Origin of the sequence: Bartonella machadoae (assembly GCF_022559585.1) — a bacterium.
GTDB lineage: Bacteria > Pseudomonadota > Alphaproteobacteria > Rhizobiales > Rhizobiaceae > Bartonella > Bartonella machadoae.
In genome coordinates, this window is record NZ_CP087114.1 from 2,438,617 (window position 1) to 2,463,701 (window position 25,085).

Genomic DNA, 25,085 nt, shown 5'->3' on the forward strand with positions numbered 1-25,085 from the left:
AAAATCTTACAATATTTGGGGTTATGATACAAGTTGAAAAATATAATTTATCTTTATAAATCAATATGTTATTATTAGATAAACAACGTTATAAAACTATAATTATAAAACTATAAATAGAGCGGCAATGGCTTGGAAAAAAATATCGGATTTTTCTTAAACACTTTGTAAAACAACAACGATTTCACAACTGACCTAGCGTTTGTTTATTCTTATAGATGTTCACACAAATCCTTTGCGTCATATCCATAAAGATCAGATTGAAGATGATCTATGGAACATCCCTGCTGAGAATAGGAAGTTTGGATTGATGGTGGTTGATTTGAAGACCTTGGAAGTTCTATAAAGTAAATTCTTTGTTTATAAAATTTATTTTTTTTAAATAAAATAGCGCTTTTTGAGAGAAAAAAATGACATGCACCGGTTATTTCTTATTTGTAAGCGGTGAATTGACAAGCTTTAGGGCTTGATGTTACGTGTTTTATCTCTCTTTTTCATATTTCCTAGGTAAAAAATAATCTGTTGGTGGTTGATGTGGGTCATTATTGGAGATGCGTGACTTTTATTATCTATTTTCTCGTAGCTTGTGTTTTTTTAATGTTTGATACATAAATCTTGAATAAACAGTAGAGACAAATTTTTGTTTTGTTGCTGTTTTTAAAGAATTTTTAAAGGAAAAAGATGCTCCAAAGTCAATTTGAAAAAATAGCACTTATTGGGATTGGTCTTATTGGCTCTTCTTTAGCAAGGGTGATTAAAAAGAAAAATCTTGCAGATTGTATTTCTATTGCAACACGTCGTCAAGAAACCCTGAATAGAGCGCGTGAATTAGAACTTGGAGATTTTTATACAACGGATAATGCCAAAGCTGTTGAAGGAGCAGATTTAGTGATTGTTTCTGTACCCGTTGGTGCAAGTGCGGAGGTAGCAAAAAACATTCGTGATCATTTAAAAACTGGGGCGATTGTGAGTGATGTTGGTTCTACAAAAGCGTTGGTCATTGCAGAAATGGCACCTTTATTACCAAAATCCGTTCATTTTATTCCTGGTCATCCAATTGCGGGAACAGAATATTCAGGACCAGATGCTGGTTTTGCTGACTTGTTTATGAATCGATGGTGTATTTTAACGCCTTTTGCTGACAGTGATGCTGTGGCTGTTGCGCAATTGACAGCGTTTTGGGAAGCTTGTGGTGCGCGTGTTGAAACAATGGATGCTAAACATCATGATCTTGTTTTGGCTATTGTTTCGCATTTACCGCATTTAATTGCTTATAATACGGTTGGGACAGCGAGTGATTTAGAAAAAGTGACAAATTCTGAAGTGATTGCTTATTCTGCTTCGGGTTTTCGTGATTTTACGCGTTTGGCTTCTTCTGATCCGGTTATGTGGCGCGATATTTGTTTGCATAATAAGGATGCTATTTTAGAAATGTTGAGCCGTTTTAGTGAAGGGCTTGCTTCTTTGGAACGGGCAATCCATTTGGGAGATGGTGAGACGCTGTTTAACTTTTTTACACGTACCCGTGCCGTGCGCCGTAATATTATTGAAGCGGGACAGGAAATTGATGCTCCTGATTTTGGACGCCAAAGCGTTTCTAAAAAAGATGCGTAAAGAAATTTTTATTAAATTTGTAGGTTTCTTTTAGAAATCTCTGTTCTCTGAAGGTGTGAATTACCATAAAGAACAAAGGGAATTTGGGGATAGAGATGATCAGTGTTCAAAAAGTTTTATGAAGGTAAGATTATTCTTTGGAGCATTTGTAGATGTAAAAAACTCACGAAACTTCAGAGAAATTCCTCACATTGGGTGATTGGTGTGTTTTGGAAAATTAATGTTTTTACACTCATTTAAAAGGTTATTTCTCGATAATCTTGTGTTTGCATTTGTTTGCTTTCTGGCTGTCGTTGGTCTATTTTGAAATAAAAAGATTATTGGGTCTCTTCTTTAAATTTGTATCTCAGATTTCTTGTCTATTGGGATATATCATTTGTTTTATCGATAATCTCAAGGATTGTAGTAACAATCGGCAACATCATTCTTTTTGCTAATCCCTATGTTATCAACCCTTGCATTAAAGACGATTCATAGCGCATTTTTACGCCTTTCTTTAGCGTTTTTACCCATATTCCAACTTTGCTTACAACATGTAGGTGGGTGATGTTACTTGTTTCAAATGGGAGAATTGAACATGAAAGAATCTTACAATATTCGAGCGTTTAATCCAATATGCAAAGTGATAAATTATTATAAATCAATATATTAGTGTATAGGCATTTTCAGTTCTTCATGCGTAAAATTTGCTCGTTTGTGTTTTTGAGTTTTAGTACGTAGTGAGGCTTGACGGCATTAATCATTACCATTTATAGTGAAAGGGGTTTTTTAAATCTTGATGATTTTTGTAAAACTTAGGACGATGAAGAAGAGAGTGTTACCCGAAAGTATCGAGATTTGTTAAAAAATATCTTTTGGTATAGTTATCGTATTCTTGTTAATGCAGTAAGCCATTATTGGCGTGATAATGGGAGTGCTTTCGCTAGTCATATCGCGCTTTCAGGGCTTTTAGCATTTTTTCCTTTTTTCATTTTTGGAACATCTCTTGCGAGTTTTATCGGAGCTTTTACCTATACACCACAAAAAATCAAAGCTTTGGTGCAGTTATTACCAGATGTTATTGCAGAGCCTTTATCTAAGGAAATTATCAATGTTTTAACTGTTCAGCGGGGAGGAGTCTTGACGATTTCTGTCATGGGGGCGGCTTATTTTGCTTCGAATGGGATAGAGGCATTACGTACTGCTTTGAATAAAGCTTATCGTGTTGTTGATCGGCGTAGTTTGTTGTTTTGTCGTTTTCAGAGTTTGTTTTTTGTGATCCTTGGAGCTGTTGGCTTGGTTGTGATCAGCTTTTTGTTGATTTTAACACCTCTGTTGATCAAGATTATGCACAATCATCCTTTTTTTATGACTGAATATATTGGGGCTATTCGTTTATGGCGTTACATAATCGCAGCAGTTGTTTTATTCGCAAGTCTTTTGATTGTTCATAAATGGCTACCAGCAGAACGACGCAAATTTACAGATATTCTCCCAGGAATCGTGGTGACAATGTTTGTGTGGTTTGTCGCTTCTATTGCTTTTGCACAATATTTGACAATGTTTGATTATATTTCTACCTATGCTGGGTTAGCATCTATTATGGTTGCTATTATTTTCCTTTATATATTAAGCGCAATTTTTATTTTAGGCGCTGAAATAAATGCGGCGGTCATGTTTTATCGCAGAAATTTGCAACATTTAGATGAATGAAAGAACTTATTATTGCGTGAAAATCAAGATATCAATAGCTTGGTAAAGCCTGCTATTACTTTGTTAATTGATGCCGATGCTTGTCCTGTAAAAGACGAAGTTTATCGTGTGATGAATCGTTATCAGCTTAAAACCTTTGTGGTGGCAAATCGTTTCTTATCCCTTCCGGATGAAGCACTTGTTGAAAGAGTGGTTGTTGCTGGTGAACTCGATGGTGCCGATGATTGGATTGTAGAACACGTGCATGAGGCGAGTATTGTTATTACCAGTGATATTCCTTTAGCCGCTCGGGTTGTACAAGCTGGAGGTGCTTGTCTTTCGCCAACGGGGCGTATTTTTGATGTAAGTTCAATTGGTCAGGCTTTGGCAATGCGCAACTTGATGGAAGATTTGCGAGGACAGGGCAATATGATAGGGGGGCCGCGTCCTTTTTGTCGCAAAGATCGTTCTGCTTTTTTATCCGCACTGGATCTCCTTATACAGCGTTTAAAAAGGCGTGGTTATTAGTTTATAATGCTTCTTTTATGACAGCTTTTATAAGGGTTTTGGCATCGTTATTTGCCCATGGAGCTGCGCCATTGAAGGAAGCAATAAGATGCCCCTTTTTATCAATGAGAAATGTAATGGGTAATCCTAAAGCGAGCCCTTGTTTTCTAACATTGTTGAAAATATCCATTGTTTCATCACGATAGTATAACAAATTCTCAGCATGAACATCTTGTAAAAATTGTTGAATTTTTTCAGGAGAAGTCGTTTTATCGATATTAATAGCCATGACATCAAAATTTTCTCCAGCCAATTCACGTTTTAATTGTGCCAATTCTGGCATTTCTGTGCGGCAAGGTGCACACCAACTTGCCCATAGATTGACCAATATTGGTTTTCCGGTAAATTCACTGAGTTTATGGTTGTTTCCTTGAATATCTTTGAAAGAGAGTTGTGTCATATCTAATGGCGTATCAGCAAATCGTATGTGCGTAAAAAATCCTTTTGCTGCTTTTTGGATCGCTCTCATTTTTTCTTCTTGTTCTTTTTGGAATTTTGCGGTCTTTTCTCCTGATATAAAATTGGTAAAAGAGAACTCTCTCTTGTCAGAGGGGCTTTTTAGTGCGTATAAACTGATAGCAGCTAAGATTATGACAGCAAAAAAGGATGTGATGAAAAGCCTCTTTTTATTCTTTTTGTTTTGGTTGGTAAAATTTTGAGGAATCATGATCTTTATCCTTTTTATGGGTGTTTTAGAATATGGCAGATGAAAAATTAACGAACCAGATGTGGGGTGGCCGTTTTATAGCAGGACCGGCTGCAATTATGGAAGAAATTAATGCCTCTATTGATTTTGATCAAAAACTTTATCGGCAAGATATTGAAGGTTCACTTGCTCATGCTGCAATGTTAGCGCAAACAAAGATTATTTCACAAGCGGATTATGAAAAAATTGTTCATGGTTTAAAACTTATTCGTCAAGAAATCGAGGAAGGAAAATTTCTTTTTTCACGAAAGCTGGAAGATATTCATATGAATATTGAAGCGCGATTGGGAGAATTGATTGGCTCTGTGGCAGGACGTTTGCATACGGCGCGTTCCCGCAATGATCAAGTGGCTGTTGATTTTCGTTTGTGGGTGCGTGATGCCTCACAGAGAATCATGCAAGCTTTAAAAAGATTGATAGAGCAATTGCTTGTTCGAGCAGAACAACATGTTGAAACCTTTATGCCAGGTTTTACGCATTTACAATCAGCGCAGCCTGTAACATTTGGTCATTATATGATGGCGTATGTTGAAATGTTTGGTCGAGATTTGTCACGAATGCGTGATGCAGTTGAACGAATGAATGAATCGCCTTTAGGAGCTGCGGCTTTGGCGGGAACAAGCTTTCCAATTGATCGTTTTATGACAGCAGAAACATTGGGCTTTCGAGAACCAACGCGCAATTCGATTGATAGTGTTTCGGATCGTGATTTTGCACTGGAATTTTTAAGCGTTGGTGCGCTTTGTGCAATGCATCTTTCCCGCTTAGCGGAAGAAATAGTTCTGTGGTCCAGTGCACAATTTCATTTTATTCGTTTATCGGATGCTTTTTCAACGGGTTCGTCTATTATGCCACAAAAGAGAAATCCCGATGCTGCGGAACTTGTGCGTGCTAAAAGTGGGCGGTTGAATGGTGCATTGATGGGGCTCTTAACAGTGATGAAAGGGTTGCCGCTTGCTTATTCAAAAGATATGCAAGAAGACAAGGAATATGTGTTTGATGGAGCTTTGAGCTTAGAATTATCATTGCTAGCAATGATAGGGATTGTTGGTGATTTGCAAGTCAATAAAGAAGCTATGAAACAAGCTGCTGGTGCTGGTTATGCTACCGCAACTGATTTTGCTGATTGGCTGGTGCGTGAGTTAGGGCTTCCTTTTCGTGAAGCACACCATATTACCGGGTGTGCTGTAGCTTTGGCGGAAAAAAAACAATGTGATTTGAATGAGTTATCGTTGAGTGAACTCCAAACGATTTGTCCAGAGATTCATGCAACGCTTTTTGAGGTTTTAACAGTTGAAAAATCAGTGAAAAGCCGTAAAAGTTTTGGTGGTACCGCGCCTTCAGAAGTGCTTGATCAGATTTCTTATTGGAAAAAACGCCTTGTAACTGCCTGAATGGTTGGTTTGTAAATCCAAAAAATAACGAGAGGGAGAGAAAAAGGCGTATGAAAACCGTTTTGAAGAATTTAACAATTGTTCTGTTGGGGAGTGTTGTTATTGTTGGATGTGGGCGTAAAGGGGCGTTAGAGTTGCCTCCTTCAGAAGTGGTGGATTCTTCGCAAGGAGCATCCGTTCCGCAAAACAAAGCAAATGAGCCTTTTATTCTCGACCGATTGATACAATAGAGGTTTTTATGCATTTTTTTTCTTATCAGCACGATGTGCTGCATGCTGAAGGTGTTTCGCTTTTGCAACTTGCACAGGAGGTTGGAACACCTTTTTATTGTTATTCAGCAAATGCACTCATGACACATTTTAGAGACTATCAGGATGCATTTCGGGATATGCCAAGTTTGATTGCTTATGCGGTTAAAGCAAATTCTAATCAAGCGGTTTTACAACTCTTGGCGAATAATGGAGCGGGAGCTGATGTCGTCTCAGAGGGAGAATTACGGCGTGTGCTTGCTGTTGGTATTCCTGCTCATCGCATTGTCTATTCTGGTGTTGGTAAAAAAGTTGAAGAGATAGATTTTGCTCTTGCGCAGGATATTTATTGTTTTAACGTTGAATCAGAGCCAGAACTTGAACAATTATCGGCACGGGCTGTAGCCCTTGCAAAGAAAGCACGTATTTCTTTGCGTATTAATCCAGATGTGGATGCTAAGACTCATAAGAAAATTACAACAGGAAAATCTGAGAATAAGTTTGGTATTCCTCTATCGTTGGCATGGGATGCCTATAAAAGGGCTGCACAATTGCCTGGTCTTCATGTTTGTGGTGTTGATCTTCATATTGGTAGCCAAATTTGTGACTTAAAGCCCTTTGAAGATGCATTTATAATTGCCGCAGATTTTGTACGTCAATTATGGAATGAGGGTTATGCAATAACCCATGTTGATATTGGTGGGGGGCTTGGTATTTCTTATGGTTGCGAGCAGCAGTCAGTACCAACTCCTGTTGATTATGCACAACTGGTAAAGAAACATATCGCACCTTTAGGAATCAATATTATCCTAGAGCCGGGGCGCAGTATCGTTGGTAATGCCGGTCTCTTGGTGACATCTGTTGTGTATTTAAAAAAGGGCGAAGGACGGAATTTTGTTATTGTTGATGCGGCTATGAATGATTTTATGCGCCCAACACTTTATGATGCATGGCAGAATGTTATACCAGTGCAAAAAGCACCAAGGGATGCTCCGTTGATCAATGCAGATATTGTTGGTCCTGTTTGTGAAACTGGTGATTATTTAGCATTAAATCGCTCTATACCGGCTTTCGCAGCGGGTGATGTTTTAGCGATTACTGGAGCGGGTGCTTATGGTGCGGTGATGGCAAGTACCTATAATAGTCGACTTTTGGTGCCAGAAGTTCTTGTCCAGGATATGCGGTATGCAATTATTCGTCCACGTCTTGATTATGCCCAATTGATAGGTTGTGATCATATTCCAGATTGGATTGAAGCTTGTTAAGGATTATTGGTCTTATTTTTACTAAACTTTAATGAAAAAATTGATTGTCTGGAAATTGTTTTATGGAGAATTTCTCTGTAATGTCGTTTCTCATGGATTTTAGTTTTCTTTTGCATCAGCTAAGTGTAAAACTATAAAGTTGAATGGGGTATTCAGGGTAAGATTTGCTGGGTTATCCTATGAAATGAGTCACATAAATGGTCAGAGAGTAAAGCCTATTTGAGAGGAAATAATCTGGTTACGAATGAATGGGGGATGGGAATCTTCGCCTTTTAAGACGAAGAAGAGATCAAGATCTCAATTCACCGCTGCAAAAGGGGACAATACTTGTCTATGAGAAATGAAAACATCAAAAGTTTTGCAAGAATAAAGCTTTTGTGTGTGCGCATTTTTATGTGGTTTATCCTCTTCTTTGAACGAATATGGGTGCGGTTGTTGCCGTTTTTTCTCGTTCTTAGTCTCTTTTGTTCGCTTAGTTGGTTGGGTATTTTTGCCATTCTAGGTTATTGGCCACATGTGCTCTTACTTGGGCTTATGTTGTTTTTGGCTGTGGGGAGTTTATTTTTTCTTATTCGTTTTCGCTTTCCTACAATGCGGGACGTTGATCAGCATCTTGAACGCATAAACGACCTCATAAATCAACCTTTAAGCGCCCAAACAGATCGTTTATGTTCTGAGAATGATGAAGATTTGACTGTACTTGTTTGGCGTGAACATCAACGCCGCATGGCAAAACAGTTATACCATTTAAAAACCGGATTTATCGACCTCAAAAGTGGGGTTTATGATCCTTTGGCTTTGAGGACTATATGTATTCTCCTTTGTGTGTGTGCTTTTAGTTTTTCTTTTGGTTCATTAGGAGGGCGTTTGGCAGATGCATTCGATTTACGTCCTGTGATCGATGAAACATCAATGCGGATTGATGCTTGGATAACACCCCCTGCTTATACCAATGTTCCCCCTCTTTATTTGACAAAAGATAACAAGACACAGTTTGCTGTTCCTGAAGGGAGTGGTTTGGTTGTCCGTGTTGTCAATGGTGCTGGCGTTACAGTAAAAGCAAGTTCTAAAGAAAATGCACGAGAAATTTCGTTTACGAAGAAAAATGAAAAGGGTGCTTCGCATGATCCAATCGTTCATTTTGAAACACGGTTAGAGCGTTCAATCAATCTCGTGGTGTCATCGCGGCATAAAAAACAACAATGGGATTTGCAAGTGATTAAAAATCAGCCTCCAACAATTTGTTGGGTGGAAAAACCAGGGCGAATTTTAACGGGTTCGTTGGAACTTCTCTATGAAGTCAATGATGATTATGGCGTGACAAAAGCTTTTGTTGAAATAGAACCTTTTTTAAATCCGCATAAAAGGACGTCTTCTCTTTATAAGGCACCTGAAATAAAACTCCTCCTGCCCCGTGGGGGAAAGGGTAAAATGCGCACAGTGCAAGATGTATCAGGGCATCCTTGGGCTGGTTTAGAAGTTAAAATTACTTTGGTAGCAGAAGATGGGGCGGGGCAGAAAGGGCGCAGTAAAACTTTTGTGATGACACTCCCACAGCGTGTTTTTTCGAGTCCTGTTGCGCGTGCAGTGATTGAATTGCGTCGTATGTTGGTTTTGGATGCTGCTAAAAAAGAGCGTGTTCTTGATATGCTTGCTGCTTTGCTGGTGCGTCCAAAAGAGGGATTGCAAAATCTCACACATTTTCTTGTTCTACAGAGTGCGTGGACAAGGCTTTCTATGGCAGAAACAGAAGATGATTTGCGTGATGTTATCGCGTATTTATGGCAGATTGCTTCGGGAATTGAAGGAAATCAGCTCGACTCTGTGCAAAAAAATCTCAAACAAGCGCAAGCGGCTTTGCGTGATGCTCTTCGTTATGGTGCTCCAGCGGCAGAAATTGAACGGCTGATGGCAGATTTACGACAAGCTATGGATAATTATATTCACGCTTTAGCCGAAAATGCACAAGATAAGAGTAAGTCTGACAATAACAATCTTAGTCCTCCCACTCTTTCAGAAGATTCATTAGAAAAAAAGCTGAATTTAATTGAGGAAATGGCCAAGATGGGCTCTTCTTTAGCAGCTGAACAGTTGTTGGCAGAAGTCGAACAAACGCTTGATCATTTGCAAGTGCAAAAAGGCAATCAAAGTGGAGGACAAGATCAGAACCAATCTGCAAGGATGAAAGAAAAAATGGATCAATTGGGAGATTTGATGCGTCGTCAGCAAGAAATCCTCAATGAAACACATCAATTAGAAAAGCAACAACAACGTGGAGAAACTGTTCCTGAACAACAAAGACAATCTTTAAAAAAACGTCAAGCTGAATTGCAATCTGAATTATCAATGTTAGAAAAAGAATTATCAACACAAGGGTTTGCGTCGAATGATGCATTCAAAAAAGCAGAAGAAAAAATGAACTTCGCAGAAGATGCTCTTGATCATGGTAACAATCAAATGTCTATGCAAAATCAATCAGATGCTTTAGAAGCTTTGCGGCAAGGTGCACAAAGTGTTTTGGAAAAAATGCGTGAAAAGCTTAAAGAAACTGGGGGAAGTCAAAATGCTGTTCGTGGTCGTGAAGATCCATTAGGGCGTTCAATTTCTTCAGAAACAGACACAGACCAAGAAGGGCAAGAAGGCGCAAGACTACCACAAGAAAATGATCAAATGCGTGCACGGCAGATTTTAGAGGAAATTCGCAAACGTCTGAGTAAAGAGCATATTCTAGAAGCAGAGAAAAGCTATCTTGAAAGGCTTCTTCATTTTAATTAATGATTCCCCTTCTCATGGATGTCAAAGGACCAATGTGAAAAAGCGTATTGGAAGCTTTTTAGAATCTAAAGTTTGAAGAAAGAATATAATAAGAGCACTTTTTCGTGAAGTGATTATGAGAAATATTCTGTGCTGTTGTTATTATTTGGGTTTAAAATATGAAATATTAAAATTTTTACCATTGCGGAGAAAAGGCAAAAGTCCATATAAGTGGGGTATATGTAAGCGCCTGTTAGGTTTAAAGTTTTTCTATACGGTATGTTAAGTTGGATATAATCACACTGAGAGATTTTTACGATTCTGCCCTTGGACTGCGTGTACAAAGGACGTTGTGTGAGCAATTAAATTTATGGTGGCCTGATCTTATTGATAAACGGGTGATGGGTTTAGGCTATGCGCTTCCTTATCTTTCCGTATTGTGTTCACGCGCCCAGCAATGTTTTGCCTTTATGCCGGCTGCTCAGGGTGTTTCACCTTGGCCTTGTGCTGATAAGGTCGCTACAGCACTTGTTTTTGAAGAAGATTTACCGCTTCCTGATGCTTCGGTGGATTGTGTTTTATTGGTACATGCTCTGGAATATACAGAGAATTCACTTGAAACGTTGAATGAAATATGGCGCGTTTTAGTTCCCAATGGTAGTCTGATTGTTATTGTTCCTCATCGCCCTGGTTTTTGGGCACGCAATGCTTCCACACCTTTTGGTTATGGTGAACCCTATAGTCGGCAACAAATCGCTCGTTTGTTTGAAAAAACAAATTTTATTTCTGGACCAGTGCAAGAAGTTGTCCATTATATGCCTTCTTTAGGACGTACCTCACGATTGTTCTCATTTTTTTATGAGCCCTTTGCACGTTATCTTTTGCCTTATTTCGGAGGTCTCTTGATGTGTCAGGCACAAAAACGTGTTTATCAAGGACTGCTTGTAAAGCGCCGTCAATCGCGGCGGGTTTTTATTCCTGCGTTATCACCACAAGCCTATGAGAGTTCTTCTCACGTTGTTGCCAATTCCCTCTCACAATCGCATCTGTGAAGAGATTCAAGATCCATTGGGCATAACCTTTGCTTATAAGATAAACTATAACTTATTGATTTATAATGATAATTTATCATTTTGCACGCTGAATACCCCCCACGAATATTGTAAGATTTTCTCATCTCAAATCCTCTTATATTGAACCAATCATAATCATTTATTTGCGCGTTATAAGCAGAGCTGGTATGTGGGTAAAAAACTCTCAAGAAAGGCGAAAAATGCCTCTCATCAATCGTCTCAATACCAAGGGCTGTCGCACCATTGGGGGCCGGTAAAGAGTATGATGGTGCCGGCTTGCACCTTCACAAGCATAAAGATGGTGATGCTCAATGGCTTTTACGCTATACCATCCATGGGTGCCGTCGTGAAATAGACTTCTATACTTTAAGAAATGTTTCTTTAAAGCAAGCTCGCGATTGTGCAACCCAATAGCATTCTGCTTTATATGAGGGTCGTAATCCCATTAAAGAACGTGAGAAACAAAAGCGTGAGGCAATATGTAATCTCCATTATTTAAAAGATATTGCTCTCTATACTTTTGAAACTCGTAAAGCTGAATTAAAAGGAGATGATAAAAATGGTGAGTGGTTTTCGTCTTTAAAACTTCATATTCTCCCTAAATTAGGCTGTTTACCGGTTTCAGAGATTACGCAAACTGATAGAGAACCGGCACTCCCATTTTCTCCGTTCGCTTAATATCACGATTGTTATTATCTTATATTGAGAGAGTTTTTGGGAGGCATAAGTGCGCTTTTGCTAAATGGTTATCCCTCCACGAATCCTCTTTGTGATGGGTAAGAAAAATCGCCCTGTTCTTGGGCACACAATGCTTGTACTGCTTTTGGTTATGGACAATATCTTATAGGTGGCAACAAATCGTTCGTTTGTTTGAAAAAACAAATTTTATTTCTGGGTACGTGAAAGCAACTGTTCATTATATACCTTTTTCAGGACGCATCTCACGATTATTCTTATTTTTTATAAGTAACTGATTTTACTCATTCATAATCAGATGGATTGGAAAGAGGGAATTTTACTCTATTTCAGACTGTCGTTAAAGTTATAAATCATGAATGATCTTTATAAATCAGCATAGTGTATTTTTTTCGTGTTGTTGTGTTTCAGAGAAAGGGAAGAGAAGAAAAATTGCTTTTGAAGCAATCAATGTTAGAGAAGATTTAAAGATTTAAGCGATAGCCATTTTGATCGGTAATAAGAATTTTTGCATGAGAAGGGTCTTTTTCAATTTTTTGTCGCAAACGATAGATGTGGGTTTCTAAGGTATGAGTGACAACATCTTTATTGTAACCCCAAATTTGTTCTAACAGTGTTTCACGACTGACAATTTTATCATTGGTGGAATAGAGGTATTGAAGAATTGCCGCTTCTTTTTCTGTGAGGTGCATTTTTTTATTGCATTGATCAATAAGAAGTCTTTGTCTAGGTTTAAAGCTATAGGGACCAATGGAAAAAACTGCATCATTATTTTGCTCATATTGACGCAATTGGGCACGGATTCGTGCCAATAACACCGCAAAACGAAAGGGTTTTGTTACATAGTCATTGGCGCCTGTTTCAAGATCTAAAAGAGTATCGCAATTTGTATCATGATTTGTGATCATAATAATGGGCGCACGAAAGCCTTGGGCACGTAATTTTTTAACAGCTTTGCAGCCATCAAAATCAGACAATTCAATTCCTAAAATAACGAGATCAATATTTTTCTCTTGGGTTATTGTTATTCCTGCTTCAGCTGTTTTTGTTGGCAGTACTTCAAATTCTTGATGCATTTGTAATTGTTCTACCAAAATAGGGCGCAAATCATCATCATCTTCAATGATTAAAAGGGTATAATGGTCCATTTTTTTCCTTATAAAGATAAAATATGTTGATGCATCAATTGGTTGAGAGTAGTTTCATGAAAAATGTGTTTTCATGCAAGAAAAATTAAAAAAGTAAACCTCTAAAAAACAAAATTTTGCTTCTTCTATGGTCATTTGCCAAAATTTTTCCAAAAAATGAAGAATTACGCGTGAGGTAATGTATAGATTGTTTTCGATATTTCTACAGAAACTATTATTGTTCTTTTTACTCTTTTCTCTGCATTATAAGAGGGATGCTGTGCCGTCAATTCACGCGCTTGCTTTAATAGAAACATCTCTTAAAGCACACTCAAGCCCATTTCACGCTATCGCCCGTGAATGGCATAGCGTAAAAGCCTCTGAGCACCACCATTCTTCACGCTTATGAAGGTATAAGTCGGTTCCCCTTATACTCTTTGCCGGCTCCCAATGTTGCAACAATCCTTGCGTGAAGACGATTGAAACATTTTTATTCCTTTCTTCTCGTGTTTTTACCCACATGCCAACCCACTTGTGATATGCAAAAAAAAATGGTTTTGATTGTTTCAATATAAGTAGGATGGAAATGAGAAAACCTTTCGAGACTCTCATTCAATATATAAAACAGTAAATTATTATAAATCAATATCTTATATGTTTTAAGCAGCTTTTTGACGCCGCGCAGTAATTGTAAGTCCCAGTAAAATTTGACGAACGATCGCTTCGCTCAAAAGCGGATTTTTACGACTTTCTAAAACAGCACTTTGAATTCTTTCCATTGCATAGGAAATATGTTCTAATTTCCAATATCTTAAAGCCTGTTCAACAATTTTTTTCCGTTGAAAAAAAATGGGAGGGCGAGCTTGAGAAATCGCTATAGAAGGAGATTTTCCTTCAACCTCAACTTGATAACGTAACAATTGCAATTGTTGAAAATGCCTTTGTGCCGTACTTAAAATAAGAAAAACTGTGCTCTGCACTGTTGCATGTCTGCTAAAATGAGTCTCAAAACCTGTTATATCACCCAATAAAAGAGCATCAATCACGTCATCAAGAGAAAGAGCACTGACATCACTCACAACAGCTTTGACATCCTCGAGAGTGATATGAATATTCGAAGCGTAAAGACAAAGCTTTTCTAACTCACTTCGTGATACAAGACGATCACCTCCCAAACTTTCGTGCAACCACTTACGTGCATCCAAAGAAAGGGTCTTCTTAAAATGGCCCAAAACCTCATCAATCAGTCCATCAAGAGCGCGAACATCATCTGCAAAACAGGGCAAAGCCATTGCTTTTTCTGCCGTTTCAACGGCATTACGCAATCCTGTTCCTTTTTTCAAATCCCCTGCCTCAATGAGAATAAAACTTTTCTCTGGTGGTTCGTCAATTAAACGCTTCAAAGCTGTCAGAAAACCTTTTTGATTAGCACCGTTAGAGATCCATATTAAACGATCTCCTCCAAAAAGTGATAAAGTACGTGCTTCATTTTCCAAACGGGGAGGGTCTTTATCAATTTCAGTTGCATCCAAACGAATCGTTGAAAATGGATCTTCTATAGCTATCTTTGTAAGCTTAGCAAAACGCTGCGCACGTTCACAAACAAGACCTCGATCTGGTCCATAAATGAGAACAATAGGAAAAGAGCGTGAAAAACGCGTTAGAAAATGATCGACTTCATGCGCTTTTTTCTGAGCCAAAATATTAATCCATTAAAAGTTCATCATCATCGAGAGCTTCACCACGAACTTTTTGAAACATACCGATAAGATCGCTTACATCCAACCCCTTACGTTCCTCTTGACGCACATCCAAAATCACTTTTCCCCCATGCAACATCAATGTACGATCTCCATGATCAAGGGCCTGGCGCATAGAATGTGTTACCATAATAGTTGTTAATTTTTTCTCTTCAACAATTTTTTCGGTCAACCGCATGACAAAATCAGCCATTCCAGGATCTAATGCTGAAGTATGTTCATCAAGCAATAAAACATCTGCATGGGCTAAAGTGGCCATCACAAGACAAACGGCTTGCCGTTGTCCCCCTGACAAACTATCCATAGGATTATGAATATATGTCTCAAGCCCAATGCCTAATTGGGCAATTTCATCACGAAAAAACTGCCGTTTTTTATAATTCAACGCTGAACGCAAACCTCGACGCTTCCCGCGCATAGCAGCAAGAGCCAAATTTTCTTCAATGGTTAAAGAACCGCAACTACCCATTAATGAATCTTGGAAAACACAAGCAATCCTGTCTGCTCGCTCACTGACTGATTGCCTAGAAACATTTTGCCCATTGATAAGCACTTTCCCCTCTGTAGGGGGAATGGCACCCGCTAACACGCTTAGCAAAGTTGATTTACCAGCACCATTCGAACCAATAATTGTAACAAAACTCCCTCGATCAATTTTGAGATTAATGTCAATGAGGGCTTGTTTTTCCAAAGGCGTTTTTGGTTTAAATGTGACTCCGACATGAGAAAACTCAATCATGTTTAAGTTTCCCCCAATAACGTGGTATAATGAGAGCTGAAGCAACTAACAGCGCGGTAATCAATTGAAGATCGGTCGACGTATCAACACCAATCGCGTTTGCTTCAAAAGCAAACTGCACTGCAACACGGTAAAGAACAGATCCAACAATACAACTGATGATAATCCACAAAATATTACGCGTACGAAAAAGAGTTTCACCAATAATAACCGCAGCTAAACCGAAAACAATCGTCCCAGCGCCCCCAGTAATATCAGTAGCAATTGCGGTTTGAATATAAAGGGAACCTCCAAGCGCAACGCATGCATTTGAAAGCCCCATACCAAAATAAATCAATGCAGATCTGTGAACTCCTTGTGCCGTAGCCATACGTGGATTGGTGCCCATTGCTCTCATAGCAAGACCTATTTCGCTTTCTAAAAAGCGCCAAAGAAAAAATGCCACAATCAGTAAGACTGAACCAATAAAAAGAGGACGCACAAAAATATCAGGAAACCCCCATAGACCATAGAAAGGAGTTAAAACAGTATCAGAAAGAGCCAAATTAACATTGGAGCCTCCCATAATACCCATGATACGAAGATTAACCGTATAAAGCGCTGACATTGTTAAAATTGAAGCCAAAAGATTTAAAATACCAAAATGTAAATTCAGCAACGCTGTCAACAAACCAGCCATCATACCCGCACAAAAAGCGCATGCCATAGCCGCCCATGCATTGAAGCCCAAAAGAATCAAAACACCACAGACACATGACCCGAGAAGAAACGATCCATCAACAGTTAAATCAGGAAAATCTAAGACGCGGAATGAGAGGTAAACTCCAATTGCAACAAACGCATAAATAAGACCTAACTCTACAGCACCAGAAAGCGCAAATATATTCATCCAAAACATTCCCCATAAAAACTTAATACACGTTTACCGTATCAACATCACATTAATGGAGACCTATTGAAGAATTTTTGTTGCGCGTTCAATAACTGTTTGCGGGATAACAATACCAGCTTTTTTAGCTGCTTTCATATCAATACGGATATCATTATTAGCCGCTAGCACAACATCAATATCGCCAGGTTTTTCACCCTTTAAAATACGCACAGCCAACTTCCCAGCATCAACCCCTACATCATAGAAATTGACACCTTGGGTCATAAAAGGTCCACGTCCTATAGAATTATAGTCGACAGAGAATACAGGAATATTTGCTTCCTGAGCAACTTTTACTGCTCCTTCTAAAGAAGACAAGATTGTATTATCAGCAGGAATAAAAATAATATCGACCTTACCAATTAAGGCACGTGTTGCCGCTTGAACATCAGAAAGCTTAGGTGCAGAAGAAGGAACAACTTCGATTCCCACTTTAATGGCTTCTTCTTTTAACGTCTTAAGTGTTGACACGGAGTTTGCTTCAGAAGCATTATAAAGATAACCAAGTTTTTTCAAATTGGGTTTTACTTCCCGCAAAAGATTAAGACTTCCCGCAATATCTATACGATCAGAAGTCCCTGTTACATTACCACCAGGCTTGATAAGGGAAGGGACTACTTTTGCTCCAACAGGATCAGAAATTGCAGCAAAAACAATAGGAATTGTCTTTGTTGCCGCAGACATTGTTTGCGCTGAAGGCGTCGTAATCGCTACAATAACATCAGGTTTATCACCAACAAATTTACGTGCAATTTGCGTTGCTGTAGAAATATTACCCTGTGCGGATAAGAAAGTGAGTTCAAAATTTTCACCCTGCTTATAGCCACTTTCCGCCAAAGCATCTTCCACTCCTTTGCGCACAGCATCCGCAGCAGGGTGCGACATAATTTGTGTAATTGCCACTTTAACATGTTTAGTATGATCATCTGCTTTTGCAAAACCATTTATGATAAAAACAGCTGCAACCACTATCCACAATATATTTATTTTTTTAAACATTCTACTCCGCCCCTCTTGTGCAATAATTAAGGAGGGACAATCTATTAAAAAATACTATTTAAATCAATCTTTATTTTCATTTTTGAAACACTTACAAAATAAATCAAACTAAAATGTTATTTTTTTGTTGCAATTCGCTAAAGCCTAAGCCATACAAGCGGTATCTGAAGCAAAATATGTTTCGAATCGGTGAGCGGGTGTAGCTCAGGGGTAGAGCACAACCTTGCCAAGGTTGGGGTCGTGGGTTCGAATCCCATCGCCCGCTCCATAGATCGTAAAGAAGTTGTAGCTTGTGTAGCTTGCCACTGTGTAGCTTGCCTGTAGCTTGCCACTAGGTTTTGCATAATTTGACACCAGGTTTTGCAGCAATTCATTTTTTTTCACAGAGTTTTTAAGCGGTTCTCAGAGAAGCTTTAAGAGGTGTTTAGAACCGCTTTCATGAGTCTTATTTTGCTCTGCCCAGAATCACAATTTAAGATGATACATCTCTTCCAATAATCCCATTATTTGACATCTAAAATCTGTAAAACATGCATGCAGAGACCAACAAATTTTGTATCATTTGCATCATATTTTGTAAAAATGACCTCCTTTTCAAAGGATTTTCATTTTTTCAAAGGGCTCTCAAAGGGTCTTCAAAGGTCATTTATTGCCTCTTTTAGGGGAATTGAATAATCGTTTTTTCCTATCCCAAGCATATTACTAAAAAGAGAAAAAGCATTTGAGCAATTCGGTCAACTTGACCCAATTGCTAATCTTCACGCACTTGGTACAACTTGTACCAATTTCTTCAAATGCCTATCATCATCAATCAAAAGGTCAAGTTGACCCTTTGATTTTTTATCCCCTTCACACTTTAATATATTGTGATTTGAAAATGCATTATCGCTTCTCTGAGCAATAGGGGCAACTTGCACCTATTGCATGATAACAAACAATTCGGTCAACTTGACCCTATTTCTCATCAGCAAACCAAAGTGCAATGTTTACACTTTGATTCACATGCGCATCACCGATCAAAGGATAAACTTTACTTTTTGATTTTCTCATTCTAGTAGCTACCCTCTTCCCATGGCTGTTTTCCCTTCTCTGGTGCCTCTAAGGTGATTTCTGTGGTATAGCCGCTTTGTTTCTCATAGCGGTGGGTCACGGTTGCGGCTTTCCATGGACCATTGATTTGCTCACGGAACCCTTGCAAAAGGAGAGGTTGATCGGCCATGATTTCTGGACGCCCTTCTAAAACCAAAGAACCACTGCCCATGCTACGGCACAGCCGGTCTGATTCTGATGCGGCAGCAGCTAAAGCTTCCTCTCTGCAAGGATAGCAACCACGCAAACGCCGTGTGGGACCTTTGAGGTTTGTGCGATATTTGACAGATAGCTGTTTACCTTGCGAGCGATCAAAGTACGTTGATTCAACGCTGCCATATTGGGTGCGTGGCTCGAGGGTAAATTCCCAACTGGAACAATCATGCTTGGCAAGAGTGAGGGGCGGTAAATTGTTGCCGCTTAAAAATAAAAATTTATTGTCTTTGATTAAAAAACGTGCCTGCATACGCTCTGCAAGGCGGGTTAAAAAATCAATTGTCGATTGATCAGTGCGCACCACATAAGGCAAGGTTTTGCTATAAAATTCTTGGTCGACTTTGGCTTGATAACCATGGCGCTTGGCTAAGCTTTCAACAATCTCACCAATGGTTTTATTGTCAAAATGCTCACTTGCTTGTTCTTTGAGTTCGCCACGCATTGAAGCGCTTTTGCCGCAAAGGTGTAAAACCTCTCCATCACTGCCCCCGATACTGACAACAGATTCAACAACAAAACGCCCCATAACCGCACTGATGCTGTCCTGATAACCAAACAGCACCTGCAAGGTGCTGTTCTTTTGTGGAACCTCTAAATCATTGTCCCTATCATCAAACTCCGCTTCAAAACGATCGGCTTCATTGCCGGCATGATCGGTAATGGTGGCGCTAAGAAGACGCTGGTAAAAAACCTCATGGACGGGTTTGTCTCCAACCTTAACCTCGATAAAAGGATATGTCCGCCTTAATCCCATAACCGCTTCACTCTGCTTTGAGGAGGAACAAAGACAAATTCAGGCAAAGTGATCTCTAAACCCCGTGGCAAAACAGCACCATATTGGGCAATCCCTGGATTGGCTCTCAAGGTGGCTTCTAAATAGCCCTCTAAGAATCCAGCCTGTTGACGGTCTCCCAACACCGCCATGGCATGTTGAAAGCAAATCAGATCGAGGCTCATATCTTCTAACTCTACAACAACGTGCTTTGCTGGTAGCTTCATAGCTGTTGTCCCTCTTGGAAATATCCTTGTGGTTTGCCCCCATCAAAAAAGGGCAACAGACTGATGGAATAACGGATACGCTGCGATTGACCAGAGCGACTGATATAATCGTGGTCTTTCGTGATGGAGGTAATCACCACGGGACCATGGAATATGGCACTATAACTCATATCATTGACCCAACGAAGCATCTGCACCGGTTTTGCTGCTCGTATGGTCATGGTGAGTGCATCAATGGCTATACGATCACCAAACTCTTCTGGAAACCACACGCCATGGATGGTTTTGGCATCATTGCCATAGCCGGTAAATTGCAAGCTGGGGGCTTTGCCAAAACGCTCCATAGACACCCATGAGGCGGAGAACTCTTCTTCAAAGGATTGGAAATTCAGCCAATCGACATAAAATTGATGCGGACCTAGCATCATCAAAGGATCTTTCATTTTCCTCCTCCCCTCATTGTTTTCCCTCCCCTTATTCTGTGCCGCCATGCAAGGCATTGGCTTTTGCCCGTTGGAGGGCATGACTTACCGCACGGCCGGTAGCAAGAGGATCACGCGCCCCATTGACATGCACGGTGACATTTTGATGGTGATAAACGGATGCGCTCTGCTTGCTTTTGTCCGTTGCCTGCGTTGTCACAGGGCTGGTTTGCGGGTGACCGGCAAATTGTACAATCGGCTGCAAAGCTGTTTTGCCACCAAGCCAACTGGGCAAATGAAACATGTTGGAGATATCAATCGAACCAATCCATCCTTTGATGCGACCGGATAAGGATTTAAAAAAATCAGCCAACTTTGTGATGGAGGACATAAAGCCATCGACAATCCCATTGGCAAGATCTTCTCCAGCCTGTTCCATACCCGCCTTGGCTTCTTCTGAGAGCTTTTCGCGAGCAAAAAAACTGCTCAACCAGCTCCAAAAGCTGGAGAGACTTTGCTTAAAACCCTCCCAGACATTACCAAACCATTGGGATATAGCGACAAGCCCCTGTTTGAACTTTTGCCAAGCTTGAGAAAAGTCAAAAGCAGCAGAAAGGGTATTTTTCCACTTGGTGATGGTTGCGGTATCAGCACCAAAAAAGCGCATGACAGCTTCAAAGATACGGCCAAAAGCGTGGACCAGCCCGCGAGCAAAACCTTTGACAAAAGAAGAAAACCGGTCCCAATATTTCCACAAGGCAAAACAAGCAGCCATGATCACTGCAACAACAGCGGCAATGAGCGCCCCTATCGGGGAAAAAACAGCACCAACAACAGAGGCAATGCCTGCGGCTACCACCTCTATCACTGTGCCAACCCAACCAAAAGCAGCAGCAAATGCACTGCCTGAAACCATAAGCCCGCGAAAGCCTGCCACCAACAAAGTCATGGGTCGCAAGAGACGAAGCGTGCTCCCACCAAGAGTTGCCGCCATAATTCCCAAAGAGCGCCCTGAAGCGATTAAGCTGCGCCAACTTGTTTTAAGCGCACGACTAAGCGTTCCAAGCTTAACAAAAGAAGTCATGAGTTGAAGAAGCCCAAGGCGTGTGCCAGCCATGGTAAAGCGCAACACCCGCAGAGCAATATTAAAAGCCATAAGGGTGCTAATGGTTTTGACAATCGCACTGGTTAAGGCGGGATGGGCATTGGCCCATGCCATCAAGCCATTGATAAAATTGCCAACACTTTCCATCAAACTGTTAACATGGGGCAACAACACGTTGCCAATGGTAATGCCCAAAGCCACGATGCGGTTTTGCAAAAGTTCAAATTGCCGGATGGCACCAGTTGCTTGTTTATCCGCTTCTTGCTCTACGGAGCCTTTAAAAACTTTGGGGTCTTTAACAAATTCGAGCGCTTGGCTTAACAATTCTGGATTGCCAACCAATTTGGCAAAGTCACCGGTAAAATCGCGCCCAGCAATGGCAATCAGGGAACGCATACCCTGTTCGGATTTGGCTAAAACATCAAAAAAGCGCACTAACGTGCCGGTTGCATCTTTGTCGATGTCTTGGAGAAACTTTTGCCGTGACAGCCCAATATTGACAAAAGCATCTTCAATATGTTTGCCCCCTGCCTGAATACGCGAACTCATGGCATTAAAACCACGCGCCGCACTCTCAGGGACAATCCCCGCAGAAATCATCGCGGTACCAAAAGCAGCCGTTTCACGGGCAGTGAGCTTAAACATGGTGGCAGCACCGGTGGCACGATTGGTAAAATCAGACACTTCACTGGCTTTAGCCGCCATATGGTTGGAGAGATGGTTGATGGCATCGCCTAACTCTTCAATGCCTGTCTGATTGAGTTTGAAGACATTGCGCAATTTGGCAAAGCGTTCACCAATCTGGTCCCCCGTCATATCAAAAGCCACAGCCGCTTTGGCAGCGTAAAGACTAAAAGCTTCGAGATCTTGCTCGCCAATCCCCGCTTGGCTGGCACTGGTCATCAGTTCCAAAACCTCACGTGCAGCAAGCGGGATTTTGGTTGAGGTCTCAAGAGCAAAGCGGCGCAATTCCTTTAAGCGATGCAGAGGCGCATCAAGAACCTTTTCCAAGCCCTTCATCGATTGATCAAATTGCATGGCCTTATAGAGGGGGGCAATCAAGGTTGCGGTTTGGGCAATTGCCCCCACCATGCGCCCTCGCGCTTGGATAAAAGCCATTTCAGCATTCTTGGTTGCATCCTCAAGATGTTGAGGATCAAACCAATTTTTAAAGTGTTGTCGTGTCTTGTTTTGCAAATGGGCAACATCGGCACTAAAGGCTTGCAAATCGCGCTTGGCAGAGGCTATCCCTTCTTGCAGATGATTGACAAAACGCACAACAAGGGAAACATCCATAACAGCTCCTATTCCAACATCTGCTGTTCATATTCTTGGGATTTCAAGCGTGCTAATTCATTGCGATAAAAAATGACATCCAGCCAATCCATCTGGTTGATCTCTAAAGCCGACCAACGAAAATGAAGCGCTAATTCGGCTCCAAATTGTCCAGCATAAGGGATTGGCGTCCCATAAAAAAAGCAAAAAAAGCCTTCAAGATTGCCATCATATCAACAGTATCAATCCGATCAATCAGTTCAACCGTTTCATGGGACATATCCGCCAAAAGCGCTGTAATGCCTTCTGTCGCCTCATTGGTGAATAAAACTTGCGAAAGCTTGACAAGCAGAACATCATTGGAGAGCGTTTTCTGCTTGCCAATTTCTGGAGCCAGCAATTGTGTCAATTGCGGTCCTATCAGCACTGCCAATTGCTTGGCATGTTTGAAGGTGGGGCGATAAAAGGTTAATTTATTGCGTGTTGCTTGCTTACCATCACTGTCTGATATAAGCAGCGGCACTTGCAATTCCACAGCAATGCTTGTTTGTAAATTTGTCATCATAGTTTCCTATAAATTGAGGATAGAGCGCCTGCGCCCACCAATATCCTGCCCATTGCGCACAAGCCAACCGCCCCGTTTAAACGAAAAGCGATGCAAAACAGCACCATCCCAATATTCGCTATAGTCCCAAATATTCTTAATCTCACAATCATAGCCCGTTGCTTTTCCAGCAGTAAGCCCTTCGCTATCGACTTTGACCAAGCGCCCTGTGACATCAATGGAATGTTCATGCTCGCGCCCATCTTCTTCAGACACAACATGTTTTTTGCCAGTAAATTTATGACGAAGACCAGGGGGACCAGCAAAGATACCAATGACTTCGGGGGTGTGGCTGCGGATCTTCATTTGCAAGCTTAAAGCTTTCACACCAAGACCGCTCACATCAATTTGCATATCAGAACCGCCCGGTTGATAGGTTTCGGTGAGTTCTTCTAAGGTGGGCAGTTTCAGCGTTTCAAGATCAAGATGAAGATTGACATCATCATCAACAATCAGGGTAAAACCGCGAACAATCCGTAAAGTCATGCTGCACTCCTTGCTGCTTTGCGATAGCTCTCTAGCGTATCGCCAAATTGATAGGTCATTTTCTTTTGGATGTCTTCAGCCAATCGGTCAAAATAAGCGCCATTGCGCCGGCTCCCAAAACTTAAATCTTCGAGAGGAGGCACTTCTTCGGCATCAAATTCAACCCGCAGCTTGCCCAATTGCAAAGTGCTATTGGAATTCAAATCACGATCAAACCAAACACGTCCACCAAGCAGGGCACCACGAGCAATCATATCATCAAGAAACTGCGTGAGAGAGCGGGTAATGGCAATGACATGTTGACCGGTCAAATTCTCATCATTGGCAAAAGGGCGGAAACTATTGATGATGGTCTTTTCCAGTGCTGCACGGGTGCGCACCACATTGACAAAGCGCCAAAGCGGATCAGAAGATGTGGTATGATTGCCCCATAAAATCCGTCCATTGGCAGCCATTTGACCTTGCGCATTTTGGCTAAGCCGTGCCGGAATAAAGGTAGCAATATCGGCTTGGTTAAGACGATTTGCCTCATGATCGATTTCGCCATCAAAATAGCTAATGGGGCGCGCTGTGCCTAAAATGCCGTGCACATCTTGGTTTGAAGGCGACCAAAAAACACCCCCCTTTTGCTTATCGCGTTTGATAAACATCGCTGCGGCAAAGGGACTTGCCGGTTTAATACAATAACCACCCTCACCGTTTGCCACCCGCACGAAGGGGTCAATCAAATAACAAAAGCGTGAGGAAAAATCGGCGCGATAAACAAGGCTTTCTTCGGTGTTTTTGCCCCCTGTGTCAAAAACCGCAATCGCTTGCAGCTTTTCGGCAACCTGTTCAAGTGCGTCAGCCACGGGGTTCTTAGCATTGTCAAGGCGCCCTGCACTATAAGCTGGTGCCAATAAAATCCCAGGTTCAACCCCTAAATGCCCACGCGCATGGGTCAAAGCATGAACACCAGTTAAGGCAGCATTGGACCCTACCATTTCGGCTTGTGTTTCAGAAATTGTCGCCTTTTCCTCTACCCGCACAAGGACAATTTTGGCCTCAACCCCTTGCGCGCGCACAGCATGAATCACATCAAGAGCTGTGCCTCTTTGCCCCAGCTTTTGGATTTTCTCTGTTTCATGGGTAAAGATCAGAACAGGTTCGTTTACCGGATAAATTTGTCCATCAGCATCAGGGGCTGTAACAACCGCGCCAATCGCCGTCTGATCAAATGTTGCCAACGGCCTAGAGCTTTCACCAGCCTCAACAATGCGGATACCATGATTAAATTCTGTTGCCATCTTGCGCTCCAAATCAATAAAGCAACAATAACAACAAGGATCAAACCGCATAAGACTGA

Annotated in this window: 22 protein-coding genes, 1 tRNA gene and 2 pseudogenes; 12 read left to right on the forward strand and 13 right to left on the reverse strand. The window is 40.9% G+C overall.

Features of this window, described 5'->3' with window-relative positions; translation table 11 throughout:
• Positions 1-202 precede the first annotated feature (202 nt).
• The 4 genes from LNM86_RS11550 to LNM86_RS11565 all read left to right on the forward strand — a co-directional run bounded on the left by LNM86_RS11550 (position 203) and on the right by LNM86_RS11565 (position 3,813).
• Positions 203-346, forward strand: a complete 144-nt coding sequence (locus tag LNM86_RS11550) for a hypothetical protein (RefSeq protein WP_241437790.1) — start codon at positions 203-205, stop codon at positions 344-346.
• Positions 347-681: 335 nt separating this feature from the next.
• Positions 682-1,614 (forward strand): prephenate/arogenate dehydrogenase family protein, encoded by a 933-nt coding sequence (locus LNM86_RS11555; RefSeq protein WP_241437791.1) that lies wholly within the window; start codon positions 682-684, stop codon positions 1,612-1,614.
• An 837-nt stretch (positions 1,615-2,451) separates the two neighbouring features.
• Positions 2,452-3,306 (forward strand): YihY/virulence factor BrkB family protein, encoded by an 855-nt coding sequence (locus LNM86_RS11560; protein ID WP_241437792.1) that lies wholly within the window; start codon positions 2,452-2,454, stop codon positions 3,304-3,306.
• Positions 3,307-3,318: 12 nt separating this feature from the next.
• On the forward strand, positions 3,319-3,813 hold the full coding sequence (locus LNM86_RS11565) for a YaiI/YqxD family protein (RefSeq protein ID WP_241437793.1): 495 nt from the start codon (positions 3,319-3,321) through the stop codon (positions 3,811-3,813).
• Between the two features lies 1 nt (position 3,814).
• On the opposite strand, the gene LNM86_RS11570 is transcribed toward LNM86_RS11565, so the two are convergent.
• Positions 3,815-4,519: a TlpA disulfide reductase family protein gene (locus tag LNM86_RS11570; protein ID WP_241437794.1), complete on the reverse strand. Its 705-nt coding sequence runs from the start codon at positions 4,517-4,519 to the stop codon at positions 3,815-3,817.
• A 32-nt stretch (positions 4,520-4,551) separates the two neighbouring features.
• On the opposite strand from LNM86_RS11570, the gene argH reads away from it, so the two are divergent.
• The 7 genes and pseudogenes from argH to LNM86_RS11605 form a co-directional block, all read left to right on the forward strand.
• Complete coding sequence (argH, locus tag LNM86_RS11575) at positions 4,552-5,952, forward strand: argininosuccinate lyase (RefSeq protein WP_241437795.1); 1,401 nt, start codon at positions 4,552-4,554, stop codon at positions 5,950-5,952.
• Between the two features lie 50 nt (positions 5,953-6,002).
• The gene (gene lptM, locus LNM86_RS11580) at positions 6,003-6,182 is read left to right on the forward strand and encodes an LPS translocon maturation chaperone LptM (RefSeq protein WP_241437796.1); all 180 of its coding nucleotides are present in this window, start codon (positions 6,003-6,005) and stop codon (positions 6,180-6,182) included.
• An 8-nt stretch (positions 6,183-6,190) separates the two neighbouring features.
• Positions 6,191-7,465 (forward strand): diaminopimelate decarboxylase, encoded by a 1,275-nt coding sequence (gene lysA / locus LNM86_RS11585; protein WP_241437797.1) that lies wholly within the window; start codon positions 6,191-6,193, stop codon positions 7,463-7,465.
• A gap of 333 nt (positions 7,466-7,798) precedes the next feature.
• Entirely contained in the window at positions 7,799-10,240 is a 2,442-nt protein-coding gene (locus LNM86_RS11590) for a TIGR02302 family protein (RefSeq protein ID WP_241439017.1), read from the forward strand.
• A 266-nt stretch (positions 10,241-10,506) separates the two neighbouring features.
• Positions 10,507-11,271 carry a class I SAM-dependent methyltransferase gene (locus LNM86_RS11595; RefSeq protein ID WP_241437798.1) on the forward strand — a complete coding sequence of 255 codons (765 nt, stop codon included), beginning with the start codon at positions 10,507-10,509 and terminating at the stop codon, positions 11,269-11,271.
• Positions 11,272-11,492: 221 nt separating this feature from the next.
• Positions 11,493-11,934 (forward strand): annotated as a pseudogene (locus LNM86_RS11600) (integrase arm-type DNA-binding domain-containing protein); the annotation flags it as partial.
• Positions 11,935-12,081: 147 nt separating this feature from the next.
• A pseudogene (locus tag LNM86_RS11605) lies at positions 12,082-12,254 on the forward strand (SAM-dependent methyltransferase); the annotation flags it as partial.
• 198 nt (positions 12,255-12,452) lie between these two features.
• Here LNM86_RS11605 and LNM86_RS11610 read toward each other — a convergent pair.
• The 5 genes from LNM86_RS11610 to LNM86_RS11630 all read right to left on the reverse strand — a co-directional run bounded on the left by LNM86_RS11610 (position 12,453) and on the right by LNM86_RS11630 (position 17,544).
• The gene (locus LNM86_RS11610) at positions 12,453-13,136 is read right to left on the reverse strand and encodes a response regulator transcription factor (protein WP_241437799.1); all 684 of its coding nucleotides are present in this window, start codon (positions 13,134-13,136) and stop codon (positions 12,453-12,455) included.
• Positions 13,137-13,774: 638 nt separating this feature from the next.
• On the reverse strand, positions 13,775-14,815 hold the full coding sequence (holA, locus tag LNM86_RS11615) for a DNA polymerase III subunit delta (RefSeq protein ID WP_241437800.1): 1,041 nt from the start codon (positions 14,813-14,815) through the stop codon (positions 13,775-13,777).
• 4 nt (positions 14,816-14,819) lie between these two features.
• On the reverse strand, positions 14,820-15,614 hold the full coding sequence (locus LNM86_RS11620) for an ABC transporter ATP-binding protein (protein ID WP_241437801.1): 795 nt from the start codon (positions 15,612-15,614) through the stop codon (positions 14,820-14,822).
• Positions 15,607-16,503: an ABC transporter permease gene (locus LNM86_RS11625; RefSeq protein WP_241437802.1), complete on the reverse strand. Its 897-nt coding sequence runs from the start codon at positions 16,501-16,503 to the stop codon at positions 15,607-15,609. Before LNM86_RS11625 ends, LNM86_RS11620 begins: the two co-directional genes overlap by 8 nt.
• Positions 16,504-16,566: 63 nt before the next feature.
• Entirely contained in the window at positions 16,567-17,544 is a 978-nt protein-coding gene (locus LNM86_RS11630; RefSeq protein WP_241437803.1) for an ABC transporter substrate-binding protein, read from the reverse strand.
• A gap of 193 nt (positions 17,545-17,737) precedes the next feature.
• Between LNM86_RS11630 and LNM86_RS11635 the strand changes: the two genes are divergently transcribed.
• Positions 17,738-17,812, forward strand: a tRNA-Gly gene (locus tag LNM86_RS11635).
• A 783-nt stretch (positions 17,813-18,595) separates the two neighbouring features.
• On the opposite strand, the gene LNM86_RS11640 is transcribed toward LNM86_RS11635, so the two are convergent.
• From LNM86_RS11640 to LNM86_RS11670, 7 genes are all read right to left on the reverse strand, one after another.
• Positions 18,596-19,603, reverse strand: a complete 1,008-nt coding sequence (locus LNM86_RS11640) for a phage late control D family protein (RefSeq protein WP_241437158.1) — start codon at positions 19,601-19,603, stop codon at positions 18,596-18,598.
• Positions 19,594-19,848 carry a tail protein X gene (locus LNM86_RS11645; protein WP_241437159.1) on the reverse strand — a complete coding sequence of 85 codons (255 nt, stop codon included), beginning with the start codon at positions 19,846-19,848 and terminating at the stop codon, positions 19,594-19,596. The genes LNM86_RS11640 and LNM86_RS11645 overlap by 10 nt, the downstream gene beginning before the upstream one ends.
• Entirely contained in the window at positions 19,845-20,291 is a 447-nt protein-coding gene (locus LNM86_RS11650; protein WP_241437160.1) for a phage tail protein, read from the reverse strand. The genes LNM86_RS11645 and LNM86_RS11650 overlap by 4 nt, the downstream gene beginning before the upstream one ends.
• 31 nt (positions 20,292-20,322) lie before the next feature.
• Positions 20,323-22,671: a phage tail tape measure protein gene (locus LNM86_RS11655; protein ID WP_241437161.1), complete on the reverse strand. Its 2,349-nt coding sequence runs from the start codon at positions 22,669-22,671 to the stop codon at positions 20,323-20,325.
• Between the two features lie 130 nt (positions 22,672-22,801).
• Positions 22,802-23,212: a hypothetical protein gene (locus tag LNM86_RS11660; RefSeq protein ID WP_241437162.1), complete on the reverse strand. Its 411-nt coding sequence runs from the start codon at positions 23,210-23,212 to the stop codon at positions 22,802-22,804.
• Between the two features lie 9 nt (positions 23,213-23,221).
• Entirely contained in the window at positions 23,222-23,740 is a 519-nt protein-coding gene (locus LNM86_RS11665) for a phage major tail tube protein (protein ID WP_241437163.1), read from the reverse strand.
• The gene (locus LNM86_RS11670) at positions 23,737-25,026 is read right to left on the reverse strand and encodes a phage tail sheath C-terminal domain-containing protein (RefSeq protein ID WP_241438955.1); all 1,290 of its coding nucleotides are present in this window, start codon (positions 25,024-25,026) and stop codon (positions 23,737-23,739) included. Before LNM86_RS11670 ends, LNM86_RS11665 begins: the two co-directional genes overlap by 4 nt.
• Positions 25,027-25,085 lie beyond the last annotated feature (59 nt).